Raw genomic sequence first — 18794 nt, forward strand, 5'->3', positions numbered from 1 at the left:
AGCTCGAGCGCGGCGGCTTCCTGCGTCTCTTCGCGTCCGCCGCCGCCTCCGCCGCCGACTCCGCTCGCGAGTGCGCAGGAGTTGTCGCACTCGACGTCGAGTGCGACAAGTCCTGGCTTCTCGCCGGACTCCTCCGATCGTGGTTCCGCGAGTGCGCAGGAGTTGTCGCAGTGGGCGTCGAGTGCGACAAGTCCTGGCTTCTCGCCGAGCCGAGGCGAGCCGGGGCGAGGCGGGGCGGGCCGGGGCGGGCCCCGCCCGCCCCGGCCGGCGCCCGCGCGTCAGGCCAGGCGCAGCAGGCGGCAGCCGTGCGGCTCGAGCTCGAGCTCGACGGCGCCGCCGACGATCGGCAGCTCGGCGCCGCTCCACACGTCGACGGCCGAGGTCGCGCCGGAGCAGCCCAGGTCGGCCAGGTGCGCCGAGTAGGTCCGCGCCGATGAGCCCAGCCAGAACACTCCGCGCCACTGCTCGTCGCCGCGCCACGCCGACCACACCACCAGGTCGCCGTCGCGGACGATCTCGCGGCTGCCGTCGCTGCCGAGGAGCGCGAGGACGTCGCCGTTCGTCAGCAGCGCGAGAGTGTCGGCGGGCGTGTCCGGGAGGTGCCCGCCCATCATCAGCGGCGAGCGGAGCAGGCACCACAGCGTCACGAGCGTCCGCTGCTCCGCGGGCGTGAACCGCGAGAGCCGGTCCTCGCCCACGTGCGCGCGCACGCCGATCCGCCCCAGCGGCAGCATGTCGGCGTCGGCCCAGGCGCCGGGGCGCTGGTGCGGCGCCCAGCGCGCGGCCCGCTGGAACTGCTCGTGCAGGTGGGCCCAGTCGTCCCAGAAGTCGTCCGAGATCCGCCACATCTGCGCGGTCGAGCGCAGCAGCTCGAGGTTCTCGAGCGAGAGCTGCTTGCCGGGCGAGAGGCTCAGCACCATCGGGCGGCCGGTCGCGTCGATCGCGCGCGAGAGGGCGGCGATCTCCTCCGCCTGGATCGGCGGGTAGAGCACGTCGTCGAGCTTCACGAAGTCGACGCCCCACGAGGCCAGCTGCGCCATCACGGAGTCGTAGTACTGCTGCGCGCCGGTCGCGCTCATGTCGACGCCGTAGTTGTCGGGGTTCCACGGGCAGACGTTCCCGCGGTCGGCGATGTCGGCGCAGGTCGCCGCCGCCCCGAGCACCGGCAGGCCGAGCTCGACGGCCCGTCGGGGGACGCCGCGCATCAGGTGCACGCCGAAGCGGAGGCCGAGGGCGTGCACGCGCGCGGCCAGCGCCGTGAATCCGCCCGTCGCCGCGGAGGGGAAGCGTCCGACGGCGGGCTGCGGGCGGCCCCAGTCGTCGAGCACCGGCTCCGACACCTCCTGGTAGTCGCTCGTGCCGGGATCGGGCTCGTACCACTGGATGTCGACGACGACAGTGTCCCAGCCGTGCGGCAGGAGGTGCTCGGCGAGGTACTCGGCGTTCGCGAGCACCTCCTCCTCCGTCACCGAGGCGCCGAAGCAGTCCCAGCTGTTCCAGCCCATCGGCGGGCGGCGGGCGGCCTCCGTGCGTGCGGCGATCACGACAGCTCCAGCGTCACGGTCGCGAAGGAGTGCGGGGGAAGCGTGACGCGCAGGCCTGTCGCCGTGGTCTCGATGCCCTCGAGGGCGACGGGGCTCACCTCGTCGGCGGCGCCGGGCCGGTTGTGCGCGTCGGGGCGGTCGGCCGTCAGGAGGCGGCCGGTCGCGCCGGTCACGGTCCCACCGCGGAAGTCGAGGGAGACCTCGAGCGGCTCCTCCAGGTCGACGTTGGTCAGCGAGACCAGGACGCGGCCGTCCTTCGTGGAGGCGGAGGCGGAGGCGACGGGGATCTCGCGGCCGTCGACCGCGTGCGTCGGGCCGGCGACCGTGGTCGGCAGCACCGTCGCGTCGTGGTGCCCCTTGTTCATCTCGAACACGTGGTAGGTCGGCGTGCGGACCATCTCGCCGCCGTCCGGGTCCGTCAGAAGCATCGCCTGCAGCACGTTCACCGTCTGCGCGATGTTCGCCATCGTCAGGCGGTCGGCGAAGCCGTGGAAGACGTCGAAGTGCCAGGCCGCGACCATCGCGTCGCGGATCGTGTTCTGCTGGAAGAGGAAGCCCGGGTGGGTCCCCGGCTCCACGTCCCACCAGGTGCCCCACTCGTCGAGCACCATCCCGTACTTCTTCTCGGGGTCGTGGACGTCCATCACCGCGGCGTGCGAGCGGAGCAGCTCCTCGATCCCCTGCGCGGCCACGATCGTGCTCCAGTAGGTGTCGGCGTCGAAGTCGGTCGCGCTGCCCTTCGCGTGCCAGCTGCCGCCGATCGTGTAGTAGTGCACCGAGACCGACTCCCACGGCACGGAGGAGAAGGGGTGCCCCTCGATCTCGGGGATCACCTCCATCAGCGTCTGCGTCCAGTGGGTGTCGGCGCCGTCGGCTCCGGCGGCCACGCGGTAGAGCGGAGTGTCGTTGCCGCTCTGCACGAAGGTCCCGAACTGCCGCGCCAGGTCGGCGTAGGCGCCGGCGCGCATGTTGCCGCCGCAGCCCCACGTCTCGTTGCCGAGCCCCCAGAAGCGGACGGTCCACGGCTCCTCCCGGCCGTGGGAGCGGCGCAGGTCGGCCATCGGCGACTTCCCCGCGCCGGTGAGGTACTCGGCCCAGTCCGCCATCTCCTGCACGGTGCCGGAGCCGATGTTGCCCGAGATGTAGGCGTCGGCGTCGAGCAGCTCGCAGAGCGCCATGAACTCGTGGGTGCCGAAGGAGTTGTCCTCCGCGACTCCGCCCCACTGCGTGTTGATCAGGCCGGGACGCTCCTCGCGCGGGCCGATGCCGTTGGTCCAGTGGTAGCGGTCGGCGAAGCAGCCGCCGGGCCAGCGGAGGTTGGGGATGTCGAGGGCGCGGAGGGCCTCGACGACGTCCAGGCGGATCCCGCCCTCGTTCGGGACGGGCGAGTCCTCGCCGACCCAGAAGCCGTCGTAGATGCACCGGCCGAGGTGCTCGGCGAAGTGGCCGTAGAGGTGGCGGCTGATGGTGGCGCCGGGGCGGTCGAGGTCGACGGTGACGGTGCTGTTCACGGGGTGCTCCAGGGTGGTGGCGGACGGGTCGGCGGCGGTGTCGGCGGTGTCGAGGACGCCGGGGTCGGCGGCGGTGCTCACGCGGTCTCGCGGACGAGCCGCAGGACGATCGCGCGGTCGGCGTGGAAGGTCGGCAGGTCCAGGCCCGCCTCGCCCAGCAGGCTCCCCGAGTAGGCGGGGGCCGGGGCGTCGGAGTCCAGCGGCACCGTCGACTCCAGCCAGTGCGGGCTCTGCCAGGGCGGGCCGAGCGAGCCGGGGCGCGCGGTCTCGATCCGGTAGCGCGCCCGCGGATCCAGGCCCGGGAGGCGGACGCGGCGGCGCGAGTCCGCGGTCAGCGCGGGCGTGACCAGCGTGTACAGCGCCTCCGAGCCGTCCGGCGCGACGACGCCCCGCAGCGACGGCGCGTCGGGGTCGGAGTCGTCGCCTCCGACGACCCGGCCGGTCGCGATCAGGCCGCGGTGCTCGCGGTACGCCGCGATCCAGCCCGCCAGCACGGGCTCCTCCTCCGCGTCCAGCTCGCGGAGGTCCCACTCGATCCCGAAGTGGCCGAGGAAGGCGATCGCGCAGCGGGTGTGCAGGTCGCTGGTGCGACCGGTGACGGAGTTGACCGGCGAGGCGACGTGCGATCCGAGCATCTCCGGCGGCACGAGCAGCCCGGTCCAGCGCAGCATCCGCGAGCGGTCCAGCGGGTCCTGGTTGTCGGAGGTGTGCACGCGGTCGGTGCGCTCGAGGATCCCCAGGTCGACCCGGCCGCCGCCGGAGGCGCAGCTCTCGATCTCGAGCTCCGGGTGCCGGGCGCGCAGCTCGTCGATCAGCCGGTACAGCGCGAGCGTCTGCTCGTGCACCGCGGCCGTCCCGGTGGCGGGGTGGCCCGCGTCGATCAGGTCGCGGTTGTGGTCCCACTTGAGGTAGGCGACGCCGAGGTCGGCGACCAGGCCGTCGAGCACGCCGAGGATGTGCGCAAACGCGTCGGGGTTCGTCAGGTCGAGCACCTGCTGGAAGCGGAACCGCGGCGGCAGCTCCTCGCGGGCCCGCAGGATCCAGTCGGGGTGCGCACGGGCGAGGTCGGAGTCCTCGTTGATCATCTCGGGCTCGACCCAGAGGCCGAACTCCATGCCCAGGCCGCGGACGTGCTCGGCGAGGGGGAGGAGGCCGTCGGGCCAGGCGACGGGGTCGGGCGTCCAGTCGCCGAGGCCGGCGCGGTCGTCGCTGCGGCCGAGGAACCAGCCGTCGTCGAGCACGTAGCGCTCGACCCCGAGGGCGGCGGCGCGGTCGGCCAGCTCGGCGAGGACGGCGAGGTCCTGGTCGAAGTAGACCGCCTCCCAGACGTTGAGCGTCACCGGGCGCGGCCGGCGCGAGGAGCGGGAGACCCCGCGGAGGTGGGCGTGGAAGCGGGCGGCCGCAGCGTCGAGGCCGTGGCCGAAGCTGCCGGAGATCCAGGGGGAGGAGTAGCTCTCGCCGCTCGCGAGGCGCACCTCGCCGGGCAGGAGCAGCTCGCCGCCGCGGAAGGCGAGCCAGCCGTCGCCGCGCTCCACCGCGTGCTCGTGGTTGCCGCCGATGCCGACGTGGCAGAGCCAGACCCGGCCGTCGGCGGAGTCGAAGCCGGGGGTGCCGACCGCGACGACCGTCGTCGCGTCCAGGCCGGTGCGGCCGCGCCGCGAGGAGCGGGAGTGGGTGCCGGTGACGACGGGGTGGCGCTGGGGGATCTTCTCGGTGCCCCAGCGGCCGGAGAAGTCCAGGATCTCGCGGGCCTCGGTCGGGATCCGGAGGGCGGGGTCGACGCCGATCACCTCGAGGTGCCCGGCGCCGTCGTTGCGGACCGAGACGCGGGTCCTGAGCAGTCCGGCAGGGGAGAGAACGATCTCTAGGACCACCCCGATCCGGGCCTGCGCGTCGTGCGCCTCGACGGTCACGGCGGCGCTGCCGGCCTGCGCGACCGCGCCCTCCGCGAGGGCCTCCCCGTCCACCGAGACGGAGTCCACGGTCAGCCTCGGCGACCAGCCGGCGCCCTCCCGGTGCACCCGGAGACCCGGCAGGCCGGCCCAGCCGAAGGTGTGCTCGGGCAGGATCCCGGGCTCGTAGGGGACGTCGGAGGAGCCCTCGATCCCCGTCCGCACGGGAGTTCTTGCGAAAGCTGCGAGATCGTCGTCGCTCGCGTCGAGTCGCGGACCCCAGTGCAGCAGCACGGGCAGGTCGCCTCCCGACTGAGTGAGGAGGGCGGACACGTCATCGGCGACGAGATGGATCACTCTCGGGGATTGCATGTCCCCATTCCTATCGTCGATCCTGGTCTGAGTACAGCGAGAGATCGATCTCGACCCTCGGTCGGATGGACCACCGCGCGGATCGACCCGCGCCGATCGACCACCGCTCGCACCGCTCATCCCCACCACCCACCGCCTCGACGAGGAGCACCCATGCCGCTGACCCACCCGGCCCCGCACGAGACCCGCCTGGAGCGCGGGGTGCTCGACGCGCGGCGGCGGCTCAACCGCGACTACCTCCTCTCGCTCACCGACGAGGGGCTGCTGCAGAACTTCCTGATCGAGGCCGGGATCGGCGACCAGGGCTGGCACCTGCACCCCTCGCAGGACTCGCGCGAGGCCCGCGGCCTCGACCGGCACTGGGGCTGGGAGACGCCGGGCTCGCAGCTGCGCGGGCACTTCCTCGGCCACTGGCTCTCCGCAGCGGCTCGCGAGCTCGCGGTCACCGGCGACCCGCTGCTGCGCGTCCGGATCGACTCCGTGCTCGACGGACTCGAGCGCTGCCAGGAGGAGAACGGCGGCGGCTGGATCTGGGCGATCCCGCGCGGCTACCTCGACCGCCTCGCGACCGGCCGCCCCGTCTGGGCGCCGCAGTACGCGATGCACAAGCTGCTGATGGGCCTCGTCGACCTGCACCTCGACCTCGGCGACGAGCGGGCGCTGCGGATGGCGCGGGCCGCCACGGTCCCGCTGCTGGAGTGGGTCCGCGGATTCGACGACGCCGCGTTCCAGGAGATCCTCGAGGTCGAGACCGGCGGCATGCTCGAGGTCTGGGCCGACCTCCTCGCGATCACCGGCGACCCCGTCTACACCGAGCTGCTCGGCCGCTACGACCGCCGCTCCCTCTTCGAGGGCCTGCTCGAGGGCCGCGACGTGCTGACCAACATGCACGCCAACACCACGATCCCCGAGGTCCTCGGCGCCGCCCGCGCCTACGAGGTCACCGGCGACGAGCGCTGGCGGAGGATCGTCGAGGCCTACTGGGAGCAGGCGGTCACCCTCCGCGGCACCTTCTGCACGGGCGGTCAGACCTCCGGCGAGATCTGGACGCCGCCCTTCGCGTTCGCCGCTCGCCGCGGCGAGAAGACGCAGGAGCACTGCGTCGTCTACAACATGATCCGGCTGGCCGACGTGCTGCTGCGCTGGACCGGCGACCTCGCCTACGCCGACTACATCGAGCGGAACCTCTGGAACGGCCTCCTCGCCCAGCAGAACCCGCGGACCGGGATGGTCGCCTACTTCCTGCCGATCGAGGGCGGCGCCCGCAAGGACTGGGGCAGCCCGACCGAGGACTTCTGGTGCTGCCACGGCACGCTGGTGCAGGCGCACACGCGCCACTCCGGGCTCGTCTTCTACCGCGGCGGCGACGCCGAGCTGACGATCGCGCAGCACGTCGACGCGAGCCTGCGCCTGCCGTCCGCCGCCGGCGACGCGGCGGTGCGGGTCGAGGTGCTCGACACCGCCGGCTACGTCGGCCCGGACGCCAACGCGGGTGCCGCGGGCGACGTGCACCGCCCCACCGCCTCGCGGATCCGGGTCGAGATCGTCTCGGAGGAGGGGGTCGCGCTGCACGTGCGGCTGCGGGTGCCGGAGTGGACCGTCGGCGAGCCGGGGGTCGCGGGCGACGCCGAGCGCGTCCGGGCGGGCGACGGCGCGCTCCTGATCGAGCACCCCGGCGGCCGCACGAGCGTCGACCTCGCCTTCGGCACCGAGATCCGCGCCGTGCCGATCCCGGACGAGCCGGGCACGGTCGCCTTCGTCGAGGGCCCGATCGTGCTGGCCGGCCTCGTCGACCGCGAGATCGCGCTGCGGGGGCGCCTCGAGGACGCCCCCGCCCTGCTCGCCCCCGACAACGAGCGGCAGTGGACCCAGTGGCTGCGCGGCTACCGCGCCGTCGGCCAGCCCGCCGCCGTCCGCTTCCGGCCTCTGCACGAGGTCGTCGACGAACCCTTCTCGCTCTACTTCCCGGTCTCGGCCGGGAGCTGATGGACAGGATCCCCTCCGTGACCTGCGCTCCGCGCTCATGACCGCCTCCACCGCCTCCCCCGCCGTCCGGGCGATGCCCCGCGGCCGCCTCCTGCTGCCGATCTTCGCGATGCTCGTCGGCTTCGGGCCGCTCACCATCGACCTGGTGCTGCCGTTCCTGCCGACGCTGCAGGACGATCTCGGCGTCTCGGTGGCGACCGCCCAGCTGGTCGTCACCGGCGCCACCTTCGGCTTCGCGGCCGGCCAGCTCGTCTCAGGACCGCTCAGCGACGCGGTCGGCCGCAAGTGGCCGCTCGGCGTCTCGGCGGCGCTGCACATCGCGGCGAGCCTCGTCGCGGCGATGACCTCCGACACCGCCGTGCTGCTCTCGGCTCGCTTCGTCCAGGGCGCCGCCTGCACCGCCGCGGGCGTCGTCGTCACCGCCATCGTCCGCGACCTCTACAGCGGCAAGCGGCTCGTCACGATGCTCGCGAACCTCGCCGTGATCGTCTCGGTCTTCCCGATCCTGGTGCCCTCCGTCGGCGCGCAGCTGACCAAGGTGATCGACTGGCGCGGCTCCTTCCTCGCGGTCGCCGCCTGGGGAGCGCTCGCGACCGTGATCGCGCTCCTGGTGCTGCCCGAGACGCTGCCCCGCGAGCGGCGGCACCAGGGCGGGCTCGGCCCGTCGCTGCGCAACTCCTTCGGGATGCTCCGGCGGCCGCGCGTGCTGGCGCTCGCCGCCGCCTCGGCCGCGGGCTGGTCGGTCGGCTTCGCGTATCTCGCGACCGCTCCCTTCCTCTACACGAACGTCTACGCGGTCGGTCCCGACCTGTACGGGCTGCTGTTCCTGGTCACCTCGCTCGTGACGATCGCGGTCGGGCAGACGACGGGACGGGTGATCGTGCCGCGGTTCGGACCCCGGTTCGCGATGTTCGCCTCGGCGATCGTCACGGCGCTCGGCGCCGTCGTGGTCGCGGTGCTCGCGCTCACCGGCACGCAGCCGCTGCTCGTCGTCGTCGGCGCGCTGACGTTCGCGCTGGCCGGCCGCTCGCTCGGCTTCGCCCCGGTGCAGTACCTCTCGCTGCAGGGCCCGTCGAGCGAGGCGGGCAGCGTCACGGCGATCCTCGGCACGGTCAGCTTCACGGCGGCCGGACTGGTGATGCCGGTGATGGGCGCGTGGGCCGAGATCTCGCTGATCCCGTTCGCGATCCTGCTGCTGCTCGCGGGCCTGGTCGAGGGCGGCGTGGCGCTGCTGTTCCGGCCGGGCTCGCGGCGCTTCGATCCCGGGGCGCAGCGGCTCGAGGACGAGCCGGCGGGGGCCGCCCCATCGGCCGGCCCCCGCGCGCACGACGAGAAGAGCTGAGATGACCCTCCGGGAAGGAACCACCGTGGAACTGCGCTCCGGCGACTACACCCTCCGCGTCGAGGCGGGCGGCCTCGAGGTGCTCAAGGGCGAGCGCGTCCTCTACGCGAACGACCGGCCGCTGCGCGTCACGGTCAAGACCGTCGCCGCGATCAGCGAGTACTCCGGCGCGCCCTACGACGACGTCTCGCTGTCGGAGGGGGCGATCACCGCGAGCGGGACGATCACCGTCCGCTCCGGGTCGGCCTTCGCCGTCACCGACGTCTGGCGCGTCGCGGGCGACGGCTTCTCCGTGCACCGCGACGTCGAGGTGCTGGCGGCCGGCGGCGACCTCGGCTTCTCCACCGCCGTCTCGCTCGGGCTGACCGGGTCCGACGACCTCCGCGACTACGAGTGCTTCGCCCCCGGCGCCTGGTACCGCGACAACGCCTTCGGGCTCGCCGACGCGATGGGCCGCGACCCCGGCAGCGAGTACTTCTGGCGCACCGAGACGCACTACGCGCTGCCGCTGTTCGCCGCGCAGAGCCTCGCGACCGGCGAGACCGTGGCGCTCTCGCGCTGGGCGGCCGACGCGACGCTGCCGCGCCTGGACGTGGTCCGCTCGGAGAACTTCACCGACCCGGAGTGCACCGTCGGCTCGATCGGCCTGAGCCGCCCGCAGGGCACGACGCTGAACTACCTCTACTACGGCTTCGGCGTGCGGACCCCGCTCGACGTGCCGCCCGCGGGCCTGTCGATCGACTACGTCCACCCGGGCGCCGACGGCGAGCGCACGATCGACAACCCCTACTCCGGCCTCGACTACGACGCCGCCCCGAAGGCCCTGCAGCGGGTGAACCACCCGGTCGAGGTCGGCTTCCGCCAGCGCTACGCCGTCGCAGTCGACCTCGGCCGGTACGACGACTTCGCGACGATGATGCGCGCCACCTGGCGCAGCACCTACGCCCGGCTCCGCGACGACCTGTTCGAGGTCGACAACGAGCGGCACTTCCACCACGGCATGGCGATCCTCCAGCGCCTCACCCGCCGCTACGGCGACTCCTGGGGCCTGCCGTTCGCCTGCCAGCTGCCGGACCTCGACGTCTCGAGCGTCTCCTTCCAGTTCGGCTTCGTCGGGCAGCAGCCCGGCATCGGCTACCAGCTGCTGCGCTACGGCGACCGCGAGGGCGTGCCGGAGGCGTTCGAGCAGGGCGTCGGCATCGTCGACTTCTGGGCGCGGACCGCGCTGCCCGAGTCGGGCCCGCCGCGGATGTGCTTCAACCCCTCGCTCGGCGGCTTCGAGCCGTACCCGCACTACCTGCGGATGCTCGCCGACGGCGTCGAGGCGATCCTCGACGCCTACCTGCACCTGCGGGACCTCGGCGACGAGCGCCCGCTCTGGCTCGAGTTCTGCCGGCGGACCGCCGACTGGCTGCTCGAGGTGCAGGACGCCGACGGCAGCTTCCACCGCGCCTACAACGCCGACGGCTCGGTGCGGATGGACTCGCGCTCGAACACCCCGAGCGTGATCCGCTTCCTCGTGCAGCTGCACCTCGTGACGGGGGAGGGGCGCTACCGCGCGTCCGCCGTGCGCGCCGGCGAGTGGTCGTTCGCGAACATCCACCGCACGCTGGAGTACCGCGGCGGCACCTGCGACAACGCCGACATCCAGGACAAGGAGGCGGGCATCTACGGACTGTTCGGCTTCCTCGCGCTGTACGACCTGACGGAGGAGCCGCGCTGGCTGGAGGGCGCCGTCCGCGCCGCCGACTACACGGAGACCTGGACGTACGCGTGGTCCTTCCCGGTCCGCGCGCCCTGGGCGCATCCCTTCAACCGGTACTCGATCAGCGGACAGAGCATCATCACCCTCGGCGGCGGCGCCGACGTCTACATGGCGGCCTGCTCGTACAGCTACTACCGACTGCATCTGATCACGGGCGACGAGCACTACCTCGATTTCGCCGAGTTCCTGCACCGCAACACCCGCCAGTCGACCGACGTCGACGGCAGCATCGGCTACGCGATGCCCGGCCTCGGCCACGAGAGCGGCGACTTCGCGACCCAGACCCTGCGCAGCCACCACCACTGGCTGCCCTGGTGCACCTTCGTCGAGGTCGACCCGGCCTCGCGCCTGCGCGACACCTTCGGCGTCTACGAGATCGCCGACGCGCAGCGCCTGCCCGCCGCCGAGCGGGCGGCCCGCAACCGCGTCTACGACCGCTACGGGCACTCGCGGAGCTGACCCGACCCCACCCACCGCATCCTGCTCGCGTCTCGTCCTCACGTCGACGCAGCCGCACGGCGGGTCCGGCGGCCAGCCGGGACGACACCCGGTGCGCTGCTCCGCCTCCGTCGGCGTACCGGAGCCCGTTCCGCGTGCTGCAGCCGTACCCTCCGCAGTGCCCTCAGCCGCGCCACTCCACGTCCACGCGCACCGCCTCCGCACCGAGCTCCAGCCCGCCCGACACCTCGCGCCCGTCGACGCGCAGCACCGCGTCGCGCAGCGTGCGCACCCGCGTCCCGCCCGCCGGTGCCAGCCACTCCGCGCTCGGCACCCGCCGCACCCGCAGCGACGCCCGCCCCGGCGACCACTCCAGCCGGTCCACGACCACCCCGCCGCGCGCGCGCAGCCCCGTCACGGCACCCCGCGCCCACGCGGACGGCAGTGCCGGCAGCACCGTCAGCGTCTCGTCATCCGATCCCAGCAGCATCGCCGCCACGAGCCCCGGCAGTCCGCCGCTGGCGTCGAGGTTGAAGATCCGCCCCGCGTCGTGCCGGGTCGTCAGGGTCGGTGACCAGTGCTCGACCGCGAGCCACTCCGCGCAGCTCAGCGCCGCCTCCCCGTCACCCAGCGCCGCCGCCGCGACGCCCACCTGCACCAGCCCGAACGCCATCTCCATCCGCCCGGGAGGAGCGGTCGGCGCCTCGGTCCGCCACGCGATCTTCGCCGCCACCGTCGCCGCCGCGGCGGCCCGCAGCAGCACCGCGGAGGCGCCGGGGCCCTCGAAGGCAGCGTCGCCCGCGTACCAGAGCGGGTACAGCTGCGACGCGTGCCGGTGCGCGATCTCCTCCGCGAACCGCGGGTCGATCCACTCCGCCAGCGTGCCGTCCTCGGCGACCCGGTACTCCGGCAGCTCCGCGACCACCCGCGCCCAGCGCTCGTCGAGCGAGTCGTCGCCGCGGGCCCGGCCGAGCAGCGCCGTCGCCCGCGCGGCGTCCCGCAGCACGGCGACGTCGATCGTCGCATCGACCGCTATCGGCGAGCGCGCACCACCCGGTGTGTTCTCGGGGGAGTAGGAGGGGACGATCCGGCGCACCCCGTCGACCACGGTCGTCCCGGTCTCGGCGAAGCGCAGCACGCCCTCGGCCAGCTCCCACAGCCGGTCGTCGACGATGCCGCGATCTCCCGTGGCCGCGACGGCGTCGGCGGCGAGGCGCAGCACCCAGCCGCCGCAGCCCGTCCAGAAGAGGTGCGGGTAGCTCGCCGCGAAGTGGTCGGCGCGGCCGTGGGTCGACATCCGCGACGGCAGGAGCATCCCCTCCGCCCCGTAGACGAGGCGCGCGTTCTCGCGGTAGTCGTCGAGGTGCGGCAGCACCAGCTCCAGGATCGACAGCGCCAGCTCGGGCGTGCCGGTCGGGATCATCCCCGCCATCGCGCCGTTCTGCACGTTGCCGTTCAGCGTGTAGTCGGCCGACCAGGCCGGCCGCCAGGTGCCCTGCCAGACGCCCTGCAGCGTCGGCGGCAGCTCGCCGGTCGACGCGACGATGTTCGCGCGGCCGCTGAGCCAGGCCAGTTCGACCACGCGGCGACGGGCGCCCGCGTCGCCGGAGCGGGCGGCGTCCCACAGGTCCTCGGTCAGCTCGGCGTCGGAGGCGCCGTCGAGATCCAGCACGGAGGCGCCGACCAGCCGGCCGTGCCCCTCGCGCTGGGCGTCGCGCAGCTCCTCCCAGGAGAGGTCGGCGGAGGCGTCGGGAGCCGCGCCGATCGCGACGTCCAGCCGGAGCACGCGGGCGACCCCCGCGGAGATCTCCACGTCCGAGACGGCGGCGCCCCCGGCCACGCGCCACGTCGCTCCGCTCGTCGCCCGCGTCACGGCGCGGATCGCGGTCGGGCCCTCGCCCGCCTCGGCCGTGAGCACCGCGGAGGCGCCGCCCTCGACGTGCGACGAGACCACGGCCGAGGCGTCGGGCACGCCGGTGTCGAAGGAGGTCGCCTCGCCGGCCCCGAGCGCGAGCTCGACGGTGACGACGGTGTCCGCGGAGGACTCCAGAGCCAGCCGGACGCCCTCGCCGCCGTGCGGGGCGAGCAGGCGCACGGCGTGGCGGCCGCCGTCCTCGTCGGTCCACTCCACCGCGGCCTCGCCGCCGAGCGGATCGATCAGGCGGACCGCGGAGGCGACGCCGCCGGGGGTGCGCAGCGTGACGGTCGCGCAGAGGCCGAGCGGGTCGGTCCAGATCAGGCCGCCGTCGTAGCCGCTGTCGCGGGCGGCGCGGGCGAGCAGGGCGGTGGCGGTGTCGGAGTCGCCGGCCAGCAGGGCGCCGCGCAGCTCGTCGCGGACGCCGGCGAGGTCGGGCGCGTCCGGGCGCGGATTGACGGGGAGGAACCAGCGCTCGTGGGCGAGCGGGACGGTCAGGGAGTCGGCCGGGCCGTGCACCACGGCGCCGACGCGGCCGCTGCCGACGATCAGGCCCTCCTCCCAGGTCGGGGCCGCAGTGGCGGTGACGAGGGTGGGCGTGCGCGACAGTGCGCCGGCGATCGGGGCGATGATCGGTTCCTTTCGGGCTCGCGGGAGTGCCTGATATGTTGCGTGAACCCTCAAATTACCTCTCCCGGTGCGACGGCGCGCGGGAGTCGAGAGTTAGGAATCCGCGATGACGCGACCGATCACCCTCTTCACCGGCCAGTGGGCGGACCTCCCCTTCGAGGAGGTGGCCCGCCTCGCGGGGGAGTGGGGCTACGACGGCCTCGAGATCGCCTGCTGGGGCGACCACATCGACGTCGCCCGCTGGGACGACGCGGAGTACGTGCAGAGCCGGAAGGACATCCTCGAGCGCAACGGCCTCCAGGTCTTCGCGATCTCGAACCACCTCACCGGCCAGGCGGTCTGCGACGACCCGATCGACGAGCGCCACCGCGACATCCTCAGCGACCGCGTCTGGGGCGACGGCGACCCCGAGGGCGTCCGGCAGCGCGCCGCCCAGGACCTCAAGGACACCGCCCGCTTCGCCGCCGCGCTCGGCGTGACGCAGGTCAACGGCTTCTCCGGCTCGTCGATCTGGAAGGGCGTGGCCATGTTCCCGCCCGCCTCCGACGAGTGGATCGCCGCCGGCTACCAGGACTTCGCCGACCGCTGGAACCCGATCCTCGACGTCTTCGAGGAGGTCGGCGTCCGCTACGCGCTCGAGGTGCACCCGAGCGAGATCGCCTACGACTACTGGACCGCCAAGCGCACCCTCGAGGCGATCGGCCACCGCGCCTCGTTCGGCTTCAACTTCGACCCGTCGCACTTCGTCTGGCAGCAGCTCGACAGCGTCGCGTTCGTGCTCGACTTCGCCGACCACATCTTCCACGTGCACGTGAAGGAGTCGGTCACCAACCTCGACGGCCGCAACGGCGTCCTCGGCTCGCACCTGCCGTGGGCGAACCCGCGCCGAGGGTGGACCTTCGTCTCGACCGGGCACGGCGCCGTCCCGTGGGAGCCGGTGTTCCGCGCGCTCAACGCGATCGGCTACACCGGCCCGACCAGCGTCGAGTGGGAGGACGCCGGCATGGACCGCCTCGACGGCGCCCCCGAGGCCCTGGCCTTCGTGCGGAAGCTCAACGCGATCACGCCGCCGGCCGACGCCTTCGACGCGGCGTTCTCGACCTCGCGCGACTGACCGCCCGCCGCCCGCCTGCATCCCGGAGGCCGGAAGGACCGACTGCCCGCGAGGGCCGTCCGGGCCTCCCGGCCTCCGTCGTGCTGCGAGCGCGTCCGCAACCGAGGCCGGGACGCTGCAGCGGGCGCCGAACGGGCCGGAGAGGGCGATCCGCCCTCGATCGCGGACGTGATCCAGGTCGGTCTCGGCGGCGGGCCCCCCGCCCCGACCCGGCGGCTCGCCGGGAACGACGGAACGGCCGGCCCCCCGCAGGGAGCCGGCCGTCCGGCCTCGCAGGATCTACAGGCCCTGGGAGAGGCGGTAGTACGCCGCGTTCGAGCGGATGTCGGACTCGAAGCCGCGGAGGGTGGTCGACTCGTCGATCACGAGGAGCTCGACGCCGGCGATGCGGGCGAAGTCCTCCCACGCCTCCAGGCCGATCTGCGTCGTCATCACCGTGTGGTGCGCGGCACCGGCGGTGATCCAGGCGGCGGCGCTGGTGCCGAAGTCGGGGGCCGGCTGCCAGACGGCGCGGCCGACGGGCAGGTGCGGGAGCGTCTGGGGCGGCTCGACGTTCTGGACCTTGTTCGCGACCAGGCGGAAGCGCTCGCGGACGTCGCTCAGGGCGACCACCACGGCGGGTCCGGCGTCGGCGGTGAAGACCAGGCGCACCGGGTCCTCGCGGCCGCCGATGCCCAGCGGGTGGATCTCGAGCGAGGCGCGCTTCGACGACAGGGACGGCGACACCTCGAGCATGTGCGCGCCGAGGATGAGCTCCTCGCCGGGCGTCATGTCGTAGGTGTAGTCCTCCATCAGGCTGGTGCCGCCGGGGAGGCCGGCGCCCATGACGGCGGCGATGCGGATGAGGACGGCCGTCTTCCAGTCGCCCTCGCCGCCGAAGCCGTAGCCGTCGGCCATGAGGCGCTGCACGGCGAGTCCGGGGAGCTGGCGGAGCCCGCCGAGGTCCTCGAAGCTGTCGGTGAACGCCTCGAAGCCGCCCTCCTCCAGGAACGAGCGCAGGCCGATCTCGACCGCGGCGCCGTAGCGGAGCGACTCGTGGCGCTCGCCGCCGGGGAGCAGCTCGGGGACCACGTCGTAGCTCTCGACGTACTCCGCGACGAGGGCGTCGATCTGCTCGGAGGTGGCGGCGTCGACGCGCTCGACGAGCTCGTTCACGCCCCAGGTGTTGACGCTGACGCCGAGGCGGATCTCGGCCTCGGTCTTGTCGCCCTCGGTGACGGCGACGTTGCGCATGTTGTCGCCGAAGCGGGCGACCTTCATGCTCTGCGAGGCGGACCAGCCGGCGGCCGCGCGCGACCAGGTGCCGATGGCCTCGGTGACGCGGGCGTCGCTCGCGTGGCCGACGACCGTCTTCCGGGGCACGCTCATCCGGCTGAGGATGTAGCCGTGCTCGCGGTCGCCGTGCGCGGCCTGGTTGAGGTTCATGAAGTCGAAGTCGATGTCCTGCCACGGCAGGGCGACGTTCGCCTGGGTGTGGAAGTGCAGCAGCGGCTTGGCGAGCGCGTCGAAGCCGTGGATCCACATCTTCGAGGGGCTGAAGGTGTGCATCCAGGTGATGACGCCCACCACGGAGTCGTCGGAGTTCGCCTCGATCATGGTGCGGCGGATGGCGTCGGAGCTCTTCAGCACCGGCTTCCACTCGACGGTCACGGGGATCGCGCCCGCCTCGTTCAGCCGCGCGACGACGGCCTGCGACTGCTCGGCGACCTGGCGGAGGGTGTCCTCGCCGTAGAGGTCCTGGCTGCCGGTCAGGAACCAGACGGTGCGGGTGGCGAGGTCGGGGATGATGCTCTGGTACACGCTCATGCGATGGCTCCGGTGGGGTTCTGTCCGTAGACGTTCTGGTAGCGGTCGAACAGGGCGTCGATCGACTCCTGCGGGATGGGGACGAGCTCGCCGCCCTGGCGCGCGAGGTGCACGGTGCGGGCGACGTCCTCGGCCATGACGGCCGCCTTGACGGCGTCCTTCGCGTCCTTGCCGATGGTGAAGACGCCGTGGTTCTGCATCAGGACCGCGCGCGAGCGGTGCCCGCTGAGGGTCGCGACGATGCCGCGGCCGATGGAGTCGTCGCCGATGATCGCGAACGGGCCGATGGGGATCTCCCCGCCGAACTCGTCGGCCATCGCGGTGATGACGCAGGGGATCGACTCGGCGCGGGCCGCCCACGCGGTCGCGTAGGTGGAGTGCGTGTGCACGACTCCGCCGACCTCGGGCATCTCGCGGTACACGTAGGCGTGCGCCGCGGTGTCGCTGGAGGGGCTGCGGTCGCTGCCGGGGGTGCCGGGGACGACGTTCCCGTCGAGGTCGCAGAGGATCATGTTCTCGGGCGCGAGGTCGTCGTAGGAGACGCCGCTGGGCTTGATCACGAAGAGGTCGGCGCCGGGCACGCGGCCCGAGATGTTGCCGCCGGTCCAGATGACGAGGCCGTAGCGGACGAGCTCGGAGTGCAGCCGCGCGACGTCCTCGCGGACGCGGGCGATCGCCTCCTCGACGGCGGGGGTCTGGGTGGTCATGCGGTGGCTCCCTGGTTCTGCGGGTCGGTGAGGGTCTCGACGGCGGTCTGCTCGACGGCGAGGCCGGCGCGGTAGCGCTCGAGGTAGGCGGAGAAGCCGGCGACGTCGTCCGCGTCGGGGGCGACGGTCTCGAAGCCGGAGTCGCCGAAGACCTGATCGGTGAGGTACGCGTCGAGCGCGACTCCGCTCTGCAGGCGGTAGGCGGCGAGCACCGCCATGCCCCACGGGCCGCCCTCGGAGGCGGTCGCGGCGACCGAGACGGGGGCGTCGAGCGCGCCGGCGAGGAAGCGCTGGGCGACCCCTGCGGTGCGGAACATGCCTCCGTGCGCGAACATCTCGTCGATCCGGACGCCCTCGCCTGCGAGGACGCGCATGCCCAGAGCCAGCGTGCCGAACACGCCGTAGAGCTGCGCGCGCATGAAGTTGGCGAGCGTGAGGCGCGAGTCGGGGGTGCGCACGACGAGCGGGCGGCCCTCGACGAGCCCGGCGATCGGCTCGCCCGCGAGGTGGTTGTAGGCGAGCAGTCCGCCCGCGTCCGCCTCGCCCTCGAGCGCCTCGGCGAAGAGGGTGCCGTAGACGGCGTCGCTGTCGGAGGGTCCGCCGGACGCGGCGGCGAACCGCGAGAACAGGCCGACCCAGCCGGCGAGCTCGCTGGCTCCGTTGTTGCAGTGGACCATCGCGACGAGGTCCCCGGCGGGAGTCGCGACGAGATCGAGCTCGTGGTGCACGCTCTCCAGCGGGCCCTCGAGGACGACCATGGCGAAGATGCTGGTGCCGGCGCTGACGTTGCCGGTGCGCGGGGCGACGGAGTTGGTCGCCACCATGCCGGTGCCGGCGTCGCCCTCGGGCGGGCAGGCGGGGGCGCCGGGTCGGAGGGAGCCGGTGGGGTCGAGCAGGAGCGCGCCCTCGGCGGTGAGCGAGCCGGCGTCGGCGCCCGCGGGGAGCACGGCGGGCAGCAGCTCGCGCAGCGGCTTCACGGCGCCGGCCGCGCGCTCGTCGTAGAGGTCGACGACACGCTGGTCGTAGTCGCGGGTCGCCGGGTCGGTCGGGACCATTCCGGAGGCGTCGCCGACTCCGAGGACCTTCTCGCCGGTGAGGCGCCAGTGCACGTAGCCGGCGAGGGTGGTGAGGAAGTCGATCCGCTCGACGTGCGGCTCGGAGTCGAGGACCGCCTGGTGCAGGTGCGCGAGCGACCAGCGCAGCGGGATGTTGGCGCCGAACAGCTCGGTGAGCTCGGCCGACGCGGGCCCGGTGCTGGTGTTGCGCCAGGTGCGGAAGGGGACGAGCAGCCCGCCGTCCGCATCGAAGGGGAGGTAGCCGTGCATCATCGCCGAGACGCCGAGCGCCCCGACGGAGGAGAGCTGCACGCCGTGGCGCGAGGAGGCGTCGGCGACGAGGTCCGCGTAGGCGGCCTGGAGGCCCGCGTGGACGGCGTCGAGGGAGTAGGTCCAGCGGCGGTCGACGAACTGGTTCTCCCACTCGTGGCTGCCGACGGCGAGGACCACGGACGGGTCGGCCGCGTCGACCAGGCACGCCTTGATCCGGGTGGAGCCGAGCTCGATGCCGAGGGCGGTGGCGCCGCTCGTGATCACGTCGGCGGGGGTGGGCCTGCGCTGGTCCATCATGCTCCTCGCTCGGGCGATGTGACCGTTCACAAAGCCCCGGGTCAGCGTAGGCGAAACGGCTCGGGGTCGGCAAGCGAGGGGCCCGCCGACGGGGTCCGACTGCTCCTCCTCCGCCGCAAGCCCCTTCCGCCGGGGCCGCCCGCTTGG

General features: G+C 73.5%; 11 protein-coding genes. 4 read left to right on the top strand and 7 right to left on the bottom strand.

The genetic code is table 11. The features are described from left to right. Positions 1–278 precede the first annotated feature (278 nt). The 3 genes from C5C10_RS00545 to C5C10_RS00555 are packed head-to-tail and all read right to left on the bottom strand — an operon-like array spanning position 279 to position 5319. A complete protein-coding gene (locus C5C10_RS00545; RefSeq protein ID WP_258060316.1) occupies positions 279–1544 on the bottom strand; it encodes a glycoside hydrolase family 27 protein in 1266 nt (421 codons plus the stop codon). Beyond that, positions 1541–3136: an alpha-N-arabinofuranosidase gene (locus C5C10_RS00550; protein ID WP_374953333.1), complete on the bottom strand. Its 1596-nt coding sequence runs from the start codon at positions 3134–3136 to the stop codon at positions 1541–1543. Before C5C10_RS00550 ends, C5C10_RS00545 begins: the two co-directional genes overlap by 4 nt. Further along, a complete protein-coding gene (locus C5C10_RS00555) occupies positions 3133–5319 on the bottom strand; it encodes an alpha-galactosidase (RefSeq protein WP_104328296.1) in 2187 nt (728 codons plus the stop codon). Before C5C10_RS00555 ends, C5C10_RS00550 begins: the two co-directional genes overlap by 4 nt. A 153-nt stretch (positions 5320–5472) precedes the next feature. On the opposite strand from C5C10_RS00555, the gene C5C10_RS00560 reads away from it, so the two are divergent. Genes C5C10_RS00560 through C5C10_RS00570 form a run of 3 tightly spaced genes read left to right on the top strand, consistent with a single transcriptional unit; the run spans position 5473 to position 10871 of the window. After that, positions 5473–7305: a beta-L-arabinofuranosidase domain-containing protein gene (locus C5C10_RS00560; protein ID WP_181073348.1), complete on the top strand. Its 1833-nt coding sequence runs from the start codon at positions 5473–5475 to the stop codon at positions 7303–7305. A gap of 37 nt (positions 7306–7342) precedes the next feature. Continuing rightward, positions 7343–8647 (top strand): multidrug effflux MFS transporter, encoded by a 1305-nt coding sequence (locus tag C5C10_RS00565; protein WP_104328237.1) that lies wholly within the window; start codon positions 7343–7345, stop codon positions 8645–8647. Positions 8648–8672: 25 nt separating this feature from the next. Next, positions 8673–10871, top strand: a complete 2199-nt coding sequence (locus tag C5C10_RS00570; RefSeq protein WP_104328238.1) for a hypothetical protein — start codon at positions 8673–8675, stop codon at positions 10869–10871. A 163-nt stretch (positions 10872–11034) separates the two neighbouring features. On the opposite strand, the gene C5C10_RS00575 is transcribed toward C5C10_RS00570, so the two are convergent. Then, entirely contained in the window at positions 11035–13449 is a 2415-nt protein-coding gene (locus C5C10_RS00575) for a glycoside hydrolase family 95-like protein (RefSeq protein WP_146082080.1), read from the bottom strand. A gap of 52 nt (positions 13450–13501) precedes the next feature. On the opposite strand from C5C10_RS00575, the gene C5C10_RS00580 reads away from it, so the two are divergent. Next, a complete protein-coding gene (locus C5C10_RS00580; RefSeq protein WP_104226056.1) occupies positions 13502–14509 on the top strand; it encodes a sugar phosphate isomerase/epimerase in 1008 nt (335 codons plus the stop codon). Between the two features lie 279 nt (positions 14510–14788). Here C5C10_RS00580 and araA read toward each other — a convergent pair whose 3' ends face one another. From araA to C5C10_RS00595, 3 genes are read right to left on the bottom strand one after another with little or no spacing between them, the layout of a single operon-like run. Continuing rightward, the gene (gene araA / locus C5C10_RS00585) at positions 14789–16315 is read right to left on the bottom strand and encodes an L-arabinose isomerase (RefSeq protein WP_104328240.1); all 1527 of its coding nucleotides are present in this window, start codon (positions 16313–16315) and stop codon (positions 14789–14791) included. Next, entirely contained in the window at positions 16312–17022 is a 711-nt protein-coding gene (locus C5C10_RS00590; RefSeq protein ID WP_104224687.1) for an L-ribulose-5-phosphate 4-epimerase, read from the bottom strand. The genes araA and C5C10_RS00590 overlap by 4 nt, the downstream gene beginning before the upstream one ends. Then, complete coding sequence (locus tag C5C10_RS00595; RefSeq protein ID WP_104248018.1) at positions 17019–18644, bottom strand: xylulokinase; 1626 nt, start codon at positions 18642–18644, stop codon at positions 17019–17021. Before C5C10_RS00595 ends, C5C10_RS00590 begins: the two co-directional genes overlap by 4 nt. Between the last annotated feature and the right edge of the window lie 150 nt (positions 18645–18794).

It is taken from the genome of Rathayibacter sp. AY1A3 (genome assembly GCF_002930975.1).
Classification (GTDB): domain Bacteria; phylum Actinomycetota; class Actinomycetes; order Actinomycetales; family Microbacteriaceae; genus Rathayibacter.

Bases quoted from the DNA above. Each gene is read 5' to 3' on its own strand.
- C5C10_RS00555 (WP_104328296.1), bottom strand. From the start codon at position 5,319: ATGCAATCCCCGAGAGTGATCCATCTCGTCGCCGATGACGTGTCCGCC.
- C5C10_RS00560 (WP_181073348.1), top strand. From the start codon at position 5,473: ATGCCGCTGACCCACCCGGCCCCGCACGAGACCCGCCTGGAGCGCGGG.
- C5C10_RS00565 (WP_104328237.1), top strand. From the start codon at position 7,343: ATGACCGCCTCCACCGCCTCCCCCGCCGTCCGGGCGATGCCCCGCGGC.
- C5C10_RS00580 (WP_104226056.1), top strand. From the start codon at position 13,502: ATGACGCGACCGATCACCCTCTTCACCGGCCAGTGGGCGGACCTCCCC.
- araA (WP_104328240.1), bottom strand. From the start codon at position 16,315: ATGAGCGTGTACCAGAGCATCATCCCCGACCTCGCCACCCGCACCGTC.
- C5C10_RS00590 (WP_104224687.1), bottom strand. From the start codon at position 17,022: ATGACCACCCAGACCCCCGCCGTCGAGGAGGCGATCGCCCGCGTCCGC.
- C5C10_RS00595 (WP_104248018.1), bottom strand. From the start codon at position 18,644: ATGGACCAGCGCAGGCCCACCCCCGCCGACGTGATCACGAGCGGCGCC.